This window comes from Aeromonas sp. R7-4 (assembly GCF_040908055.1).
Classification (GTDB): Bacteria; Pseudomonadota; Gammaproteobacteria; order Enterobacterales; family Aeromonadaceae; genus Aeromonas; species Aeromonas sanarellii.
Genome location: NZ_JBFODA010000057.1, coordinates 72,044 through 80,201, shown reverse-complemented (window position 1 = coordinate 80,201; position 8,158 = coordinate 72,044). Strand labels below are relative to the sequence as shown.

At 66.2% G+C, this 8,158-nt stretch carries 8 protein-coding genes and 2 tRNA genes; 2 read left to right on the top strand and 8 right to left on the bottom strand.

From position 1 onward, the window contains the following. Positions 1 to 156: 156 nt before the first annotated feature. The 6 genes from AB5Y72_RS15340 to AB5Y72_RS15315 all read right to left on the bottom strand — a co-directional run bounded on the left by AB5Y72_RS15340 (position 157) and on the right by AB5Y72_RS15315 (position 4,261). Positions 157 to 233, bottom strand: a tRNA-Met gene (locus AB5Y72_RS15340). A 97-nt stretch (positions 234 to 330) separates the two neighbouring features. Then, positions 331 to 407, bottom strand: a tRNA-Met gene (locus AB5Y72_RS15335). Between the two features lie 238 nt (positions 408 to 645). Beyond that, positions 646 to 1,365 (bottom strand): hypothetical protein, encoded by a 720-nt coding sequence (locus tag AB5Y72_RS15330; RefSeq protein ID WP_103243070.1) that lies wholly within the window; start codon positions 1,363 to 1,365, stop codon positions 646 to 648. Between the two features lie 112 nt (positions 1,366 to 1,477). Next, positions 1,478 to 3,112: an ATP-dependent endonuclease gene (locus AB5Y72_RS15325; RefSeq protein WP_042076919.1), complete on the bottom strand. Its 1,635-nt coding sequence runs from the start codon at positions 3,110 to 3,112 to the stop codon at positions 1,478 to 1,480. 76 nt (positions 3,113 to 3,188) lie between these two features. Further along, on the bottom strand, positions 3,189 to 3,311 hold the full coding sequence (locus tag AB5Y72_RS15320) for a hypothetical protein (protein ID WP_267893005.1): 123 nt from the start codon (positions 3,309 to 3,311) through the stop codon (positions 3,189 to 3,191). Between the two features lie 62 nt (positions 3,312 to 3,373). Beyond that, a complete protein-coding gene (locus AB5Y72_RS15315; protein WP_368199182.1) occupies positions 3,374 to 4,261 on the bottom strand; it encodes a helix-turn-helix domain-containing protein in 888 nt (295 codons plus the stop codon). A gap of 158 nt (positions 4,262 to 4,419) precedes the next feature. Here AB5Y72_RS15315 and AB5Y72_RS15310 point away from each other — a divergent pair, with 158 nt between their 5' ends. Both AB5Y72_RS15310 and AB5Y72_RS15305 read left to right on the top strand, forming a co-directional pair. Continuing rightward, positions 4,420 to 5,337 (top strand): DMT family transporter, encoded by a 918-nt coding sequence (locus AB5Y72_RS15310; protein ID WP_368199181.1) that lies wholly within the window; start codon positions 4,420 to 4,422, stop codon positions 5,335 to 5,337. Between the two features lie 52 nt (positions 5,338 to 5,389). Beyond that, positions 5,390 to 6,253: a LysR family transcriptional regulator gene (locus tag AB5Y72_RS15305; protein WP_368199180.1), complete on the top strand. Its 864-nt coding sequence runs from the start codon at positions 5,390 to 5,392 to the stop codon at positions 6,251 to 6,253. Between the two features lie 54 nt (positions 6,254 to 6,307). Here AB5Y72_RS15305 and AB5Y72_RS15300 read toward each other — a convergent pair whose 3' ends face one another. Together AB5Y72_RS15300 and AB5Y72_RS15295 are read right to left on the bottom strand one after the other, a co-directional pair. Continuing rightward, positions 6,308 to 7,087, bottom strand: coding sequence for a TSUP family transporter (locus tag AB5Y72_RS15300; protein WP_042076923.1), 780 nt, complete (start codon positions 7,085 to 7,087; stop codon positions 6,308 to 6,310). A 251-nt stretch (positions 7,088 to 7,338) separates the two neighbouring features. Next, entirely contained in the window at positions 7,339 to 8,088 is a 750-nt protein-coding gene (locus tag AB5Y72_RS15295) for a tRNA-uridine aminocarboxypropyltransferase (protein ID WP_368199178.1), read from the bottom strand. Positions 8,089 to 8,158: the final 70 nt, after the last annotated feature.

Here is an 8,158-nt window from a genome sequence, read left to right as displayed (position 1 = left end):
TTTGAACCGACGACCTTCGGGTTATGAGCCCGACGAGCTACCGAGCTGCTCCACCCCGCGTCCGAATTGTATTGCCACCACAAGAGACAGAGCAGTGGTCCCTTGCTGTCTTCGTCTCCACCGCCAGGGTTTGCCTTGCCATGAACACAAATAAGTTGGTTGCGGGGGCCGGATTTGAACCGACGACCTTCGGGTTATGAGCCCGACGAGCTACCGAGCTGCTCCACCCCGCGTCCGAATTGTACTGCCACCACAAGAGGCAGAGCAGATGCCCCTTGCTGTCTTTGTCTCCACCGCCAGGCGTTTGCCTTGCCATGGACACAAATAAGTTGGTTGCGGGGGCCGGATTTGAACCGACGACCTTCGGGTTATGAGCCCGACGAGCTACCGAGCTGCTCCACCCCGCGTCCGAGGTCGCCCATAATAGGCGCCAACGTTGAGATTGCAAGTAATTATCCTAAAAAAAGTTTATTCGAGGATTAAACCGTCACATGCTGTTTTCTTTTGCAACAGATCGCAGTTTTTTCAGGCAGCCCGACATTTTCCGGGCCTCAGTACCCTCCCCTCCACGCTCCCTGTCTGGCGCCTCTTTGCCATAAAAAAAGCCCGCACCCCGGGGGGGCGGGCCGCGCGACGGCACCGGGCTCAGGCCAGCTGGTGCAGCACGCTGGTCGCCGCAATCTGGGCGATGATGAGACCGCACAGGGTCACGGAGAGCACCACGGGGGCCGTCTCCTGCTGGCGGTAAAGGGGGCTGAACCAGAGCAGCAGGGCGGCCACCAGCAGGCCGGCCTGGGTCAGGACCCCGGGGATCAGGGCGTCGAGCCCCTCGCCGCTCCCCTGCCAGCCCACCAGCACCGCCAGCCAGATGAGGCTCAGCATGGCCGCCACCAGCCCAGCCAGGGGCAGCAGCAGGTTGAAGGCCTGCAGGCGATGGCGGGCCCGCAGCAGCATCAGGTGGGCAAAGGCCGATCCCAGCAGCACCATCTGCAACAGGCCGCCGAGCCAGCCCTGGATCTGCAGCAGGCCCGCCCCATAGAGGGCGAGCGGCAGGGCGGGCAGCCACAGCAGGCTGGCGGGGATGGCGCGCTTGCCCTCCAGGCGGGACTGAGCCAGGGAGAGCACGACGCCGAGGATCAGGGCGGCGCCTCCGCTCCAGATCAGCCAGCCCTCGATGCCTGCTTCGATCGCCAGCATCAGGGAGAGCCCGGTGATCACCCAGACCGAGAAGATCTGGGTGGTGATCCGCGAACGCTGGCCCGGGCAGAGATCGCCGCGCCACAGGACGAGGCCGACGGCGATCAGGGCCCCCAGGGCCATCAGACCGGTCAGGGGAAAGAGCCAAAAAGGAAGTTGGACGAACATAGGGTCTCCGGCAACAGTGTGAGTCCGGGCGCCGGCGCGCCCGTCACAGGACAAGGAATGACAAGAGGCGGGGAGTATAGCCAAACTCCTCCCCGTTCCCAACGCCGCGGGTTCAGCTTTGCCCGCGGGCCAGGGCGACCACCCGGGCGAACATCTGCCTGAGCACGGGGGGGATGTGCTCACTGCCGAGGCGCTCCGCCTCCTCCACCACCGCCAGGGCCATGCCGGGCTTGCTGCGGTGGTGGATCGCCTTGGCGATGATGCGTCCGGCGTTCAGGGTGGAGCGGCCCCCCACCCCGGCCTCGCGCCGAAACACCCCCTCGAACCCGTTGTGATAGAGGTAGTGCTCTATGTCCGCCGCCGGCAGCTGGGTCAGTCGGTCCCGTTCGCGCTCCCCCTTGAGCAGGGAGCGGGCGGAGCTCGCATACTTGGCACCGGCCTCGTCACCGTCGGTGAGCAGGTGCCACTCTATGCCAAAGTCCCGGGCCACCTTGATGAGGGGGGCCTGACCGCACTGGGCGAACTCGATGATCCGCACCCCTTCCGCCCGCAGGCTGTAGCCGCAGATCTGGGCGAGCTCGGAGAGCAGCCAGATCTCGGTCTCCCCCTCCACCAGCAGCCAGCAGCGGGCGAACATCGACATGGGCCTGTTGATGCGCACGTGGAAGGCTATCTTGCGCAGATCGTCGCTGCTGTAGCGCTCCCCTCCCAACTGGTGGCAGAGGATGTCCTGCTGGCGACGCACCAGGCGGCGCACCTGATTGAGCGGCAGGGAGGAGAGCAGGTCCCCCGAATTGGTGGTGAGCAGCTTCTGGCCGGGCAACTGCTCCAGCAGGCCCCAGGCCAGGGCCAGCATGGTGGGATGCAGCCGGCTCTCTGGGTCCTCCAGCATCAGTATGGGCCTGGCCCCCTCCTCCAGCTCCCGGTTGCCCCGGGCGTGGAGCAGCATGGCCGCCATGCCCGCCATGGCCAGTTGCAGCGCCCGGTTGTCCGCATTGCGCAGCAGCACCTGCAGGTTGCCGGGGTTGCGCAGGGTCATGGGGCGGTTGACGATCTCCCGCTGGCTGCGGGGCTTGTGCTTGATGGGGGCCAGGGCGCTGAAGTAGTGCTCCATCAGCTGTTGCACCGCCTGCAGCGCCTCCTTGAGCTCGGGCTCGCCGATGCGCTGGGGCTCGTCGGTGAGCTTGCCGGCCAGCTCCCCCAGCCGCTGCTCGCAGAGATCCCCCCAGGGCAGCCGCTCGATGCCGTCCCGGGCGGTACGGGCGTCCCGCAGCCGGAACACCGGGTTCATGGTGATGAGCAGGCGCACCAGCGCCTCGTTGTTGTCGATGGCCAGGCTCTTGCCGATGCCGTCGAGAAAGTCGTGGGTGGTCAGCACTGTGCCATCGTCCTGCAGCTCGGCGCTGGCGCGGTAGTGCACCCGGTGGAACTTGTCCTTGTGGGGGATCCAGGCTGCCCCGAGGCGGGCCAGACGACGGGAGTGCTGGCACATCTGGGGGCGGTACTCGCTGAAGGTGAGCACCAGTTGCAAGTTGCGCGAGGGTTCGAGCTCGGGATCTTCGGGCCGATGGAAATCATCCAGGCCAAATTGATAGGGCTCGGCGTCCCCCAGCAGGCACCAGAGGGCGCGCAGCAGACTGGACTTGCCCCAGGCGTTTTCGCCGATGAGCACTGTGGTGTTGTCCAGCCCGAGCGAGAGGCGATTTATTCCGCGAAAACCTTTGACTTCAATGCGTTCCAGAAACATGCGGCCATATCCAGTCCATCCTGATGGCGCAATAGTGGCAAAGTTGCCGGAAAAATCCTACCGGGTTGCGGCGTTTTCAGCGGGAACTGTGAGGAACGAGAGGTTCGGGCGGTGTGGGCAGGCTGGCGCGATCCTGGGGGGCATTCCAGTGGCTGAACCAGAGATGGCGGGTGCGGGTCTGACGTTTGCGATGATTCAATGGGCATTCCTTTCAATGGACAAGAGACAGAGGGTACACCTCTTTTGCCCAGAGTCTCAGCGTTATCTGTGACAGGAGAATGACAGCTGGGCGCGCCACTGGCCCGGGCTCAGGCCGAAGGCCTCCCGGAAACGGTTGCCGAAGTGGGCCTGGGAGGAGAAGCCGCACTGGGCGGCGATGCTGGCCAGGGGCTCGCTTCCCGCCAGCAACTGCTTGGCCCGCTTGAGCCGCAGCCCCAGCAGATAGCGGTGGGGCGGGCAGCCCAGGCTTTGGCCGAACATCCGGGCGAAGTGGTATTCGCTCAAGCCCGCCTCCCGGGCGAGCTCCCCCAGGGTCACCGGCTCGGCCAGATGCGCCATCAGATACTCCTGCACCCGGCGCACCACGGCGGGCGCGAGACCACCCCGTACCTCGGGCAGGGTCGGGGCCTCCCGGGTGTGGTGGCGATAGGCGTGCAACATCAGCATCCAGGCGCCGTGGGAGAGCGCCATGCGATCGATGCCGTGCTGCCAGTCCAGCTGCATCAGCTGCCCCTGCACCAGGGCCGCCGCCTGGGGATCCTCGATAAAGGTCTTGTCTTCCAGTTGCAGGTGGCGCCCCTCCTTGTCGCACACCTGCTCGGCGATGCGGGTGAAGTGGGCCGGGGTGAAGTAGAGGTGGAAGAAGCGAAACTCCTCGCGCACCAGCCACTCGGATCTGTGGTGATCCGGCATGATGCACACCTTGCCGGCGCCGCCGTGGCCGCCGGGCCCGTCCAGGCGCTCGGTCTGCTCACCCCCCTGCAGGTAGACGCTGATGGTGTGATGACCCGGCTTGTGATAGCGAGTCTGATCGTAGCGGTTGCGCCAGCTCGCCACCCCGAGCCCGGGCTCCAGCCAGCAGGAGTCCTCCAGCCTGGCCCCGGTGCTGACCAGGGCATCAAAGACCCCCGCCTGTCGTCTCTGCTGCACCTGTCTGCCTCATCCTTGGTTCCCGTGCCGTCATCTTATCGCGGCTGCTCGCCGAGCGCTGCTGCCCGCCATAAAAAACCGCAAGATGGTGCAAGCCAGGGCGGGCCATCAGGCCCATGCTGATCCCCATGTCACTCCCCTTCTCATCGGATCCGCTTATGAACCTGTTGCTGTATGTCTCCACCGTCCTCATCTGGGGTAGCACCTGGATCGCCATCGCCTGGCAACTCGGCCCCATTCCCATCGAGGTCTCGGTGCTGTACCGCTTCGCCCTGGCGGCGCTGGCACTCTTCGCCCTGCTCACGGTGAGCGGCAAGTTTCCGCGCCTGCCCTGGGCGGGACAGCGCTACGCGGCCCTGCTCGGCGCGTTGCTCTTTTCCACCAACTTCCTCTGCTTCTACCACGCCACCCTCTATATCCCGAGCGGCCTGTCGGCGGTGATCTTCGCCAGCGCCAGCATCTTCAACGGCCTCAACCTCTGGCTGTTCGAGGGCAAGCGGCCCACCCTGCGTTGGCTGCAAGGGTCGCTGCTGGGGCTCTTTGGCACCCTGCTGCTGTTCTGGCCTGTGCTGGCGGATGCGCAACTGGGTGCAAACGGCTGGAAGGGCTTGCTGTTTGCCTGCGGCGGCACCCTCTGCTTCTCCCTGGGCAACCTGGTCTCGGCCCGGGGCCAGCGCCAGGGCTATCAGGTGCTGCAGATGGTGCCCTGGGGCATGGTGTACGGGGTCGCGCTGCTGCTGGGCTGGGTCACGGTACTCGGCCAGTCCCTGACCCTGCCCACCGACCCGCGCTACCTCGCGTCCATGGTCTATCTGGCCATCTTCGGCTCCGTCATCGCCTTCACCGCCTACCTCACCCTGGTGGGACGCATCGGCGCCAGCAAGGCGGCCTACGCCACCGTGCTCTTCCCCCTGGTGGCCCTCACCCTCTCCACCTTCTATGAGGGCTTCGTCTGGCAGACGGTCTCCATCGTCGGCGTGGTGGTGAGCCTCATCGGCAACCTGGTGATCTTCGCGCCCCCCGTCAAGGCGTGGCGCTGGCCGTTATCGAGGGCTGCAAACGGGACTTGCCCCTGATGCCACCAGCCCCTAAGGTAACGGCTTCCAACAGACGAGAACGGGAAGACGCATGTTACTGGAAGGGCTGGAGACACTCTGCCTGCTGGCGAGCGAGGGCACCATGGCCAAGGTCGCGAGCCGCCTCTATATCAGCCAGTCGGCGGTGAGCAAGCGCATCGCCCAGCTGGAGCAGCGCCTCGGCAAGAAGCTCATCGAGCCCGATGGCCGCCATACCCGCCTCACCCCCCAGGCCCGGGAGCTGCTCGCCCGGGTGGCCCCGAGCCTGGCCGAGATGAAGGGGGTGCTGGCGGACAGCCAGATCCTCACCGACCATACCCCCTTGCCCGTCGCCTGCTCGGAGACCCTTCTGGCGGGCTACCTCGCCCGCTTTATGCACGACTACCTGCAGCAGGATCCTCACATCGCGCTCTCCACCCACCACACCCCTGTCATCCTGGCCCGGGTCCGCGGCGGGGACGCCCTGCTCGGCATCTGCGCCGGTCGGCTGCCGCCGGGCCACGGCCTGTGCGCCGAGCGGCTGCTGGAGGAGCCCTTCTACCTGGTGGGCGATGATCAGGGGGAGGCCACGCCTGGGGATCAGGAGGAGGAGCGCAGGATACTGACCATGGATCTGGAGAACCCCTCCAACCGCTACCTGCGCGAGCCCCTGGCCGCCCTCGGGCTCACCCCCGCCATGGAGCTCGACTCCTACCTGGCGCTGATCGAGCTGGCCAAGGCGGGGATCGGGCCCGTGCTGCTGCCCGCCGGCCTGCTGGCCCTGGTGGGCGAGCAGGGCAAGAGAGCCCGTCCCCTGCCAGGGCTGGGCCGCCCGCTCCACCTGGTCTATCGCCCGAACAGCCTCAAGCGCGATCGCATTGCCCGCCTGGTGCAGGCCCTGCAAGCCCATTTCCGGCACCTGAGTTCCCAGGGCTGAAAACAGAAGGGCCCGATCCAGGGGATCGGGCCCTCGCCATCTTTGGTGCCAGGATCAGCCCAGCCAGGCAAAGAGTTCGGGGTACTGGCTCCACACCAGCTTGGCGGACATCAGCAGGGAGACGGTCACCAGCAGCGGCTTGATGAGCTTCACCCCTTTCTTGAGCACCAGCTTGGAGCCCATGCGTGCCCCGATGAACTGCCCCAGCGCCATGCACAGGCCCACGCTCCACACCACCTTGCCCCCCAGGGTGAAGAACAGCAGAGAGGCGATGTTGGAGGTGAAGTTCAGCAACTTGGTGTGGGCGGTGGCCCTGGCCATGCCAAAGCCCGCCAGGGCCACGAAGCCGATGGCAAAAAACGACCCCGTGCCCGGCCCGAAGAAGCCGTCATAGAAGCCCACACCCCCGCCCACCAGCAGGGCGAACGCCATGGGGGTGAGGCGGCGCTGGCTCTCCGCATCGCTCACCCTGGGGGAGAAGTAGAAGTAGCAGGCGAAGGCCATCAGCAGGAAGGGCAGCAGCCGCTCCAGAATGGCGGCGTCTATGGTCTGCACCGCCAGTGTGCCGATGGCCGCCCCGATGAAGGTGCAGATGACGGCGGGCCAGATGATGGCCCACTCCAGGAGCCCCTTGCGGGCATAGAACCAGGTGGCGGAGAAGGAGCCGAAACTGCTCTGCAGCTTGTTGGTGCCGAGCACCAGGGCCGGCGGCATGCCGGTAGCCAGCAGGGCCGGCACCGTCAAGAGCCCCCCGCCCCCGGCGATGGCGTCGATAAAGCCGGCGATGAGGGCCACCCCGAACAGGGCGACCAGGGTGAACAGTTCCAGTTCCATCCATAGACCTCGTGTGATTGGCGGCTCCCGGTGCTGCCTGGAGCCTGAATGAGTCAGCAGGACGCTATCCTAGCGGCCACGGGCACATGAGGCCAACGAAACAGTGGCAGCCAATCGATTCCTTATTTTCATCAATCAAGCGCAAGAGACGGCCTGCTCCTTGATGGCCTCGAGCCCTTGCAGCAGCGGCGTCTCGTCATCCCCCGGCGCCCGACTCACCCGGCCCGCCATATAGCGGCGGCTGAAGCGGATTAATCCAGAGCGCGGCTCTGGTCTTTGATGGCCGCCAACCCCTGCAACAGGGGCGCTTCATCCTCGCCCGGCGCCCGGCTTACCCGGCCCGCCATATAGCGGCGGCTAAAGAGATTGAACCAGAGCTGCAATGCCTGGCCCGCCTGCAGCTCCCCGGCCACCTCCAGCACGCAGGCGGCCACCTCGGCGGTGCACAGGTGCTCGTCGCTGTGGGCGACCCGCATGCCATAGGTGGAGAGCGCATCGGGCTTGATGGCGAGCACCGGAAAGCCGTCCAGATAGGGGCTCTTGTTGAACATCTTGCGCGCCTCGGGCCAGGTGCCATCCAGCAGGATGAAAAGCGGCTTCTTGCCCGGCGCCAGCGCCACCTCGCCGGTCAGACGGGCGGGCGCCTTCTCGCTGGCGGGAAACACCACGTAGGGCTGCCAGGCGGGATCCGCCAGCAGGGCCAGCAGCTCGGGATGGGGCTGGGTCCGCGACCAGAGAAAGGCCCAGGTGGAATCCGGCAGCACGTCGGCGATGAGGCGCCCGGTGTTGGAGGGCTTCATGGGCTCGCTGTCATACATCAAGAGGCAAAAGCCCGCCTCGGCCTTGAGCGCGGGGCGCCAGTCACAGGCACACCAGTCGTGGCGCAGCTGGCAGGCGTCGCAGCGCGGCACGCTGCCACCACGGGCGAGAAAGGGCCTGGTCGAGACGCTCTTGCGCCACAGGCGCAGGCGATTGACGGCGTGATCGGGAATGGGCTTCATGGGGCGCGGCTCTGGGGATGCACTCGGCGGGAGAAAAGGGGGGCAGATTGTAGCGGGGGGCGCAGCCTGC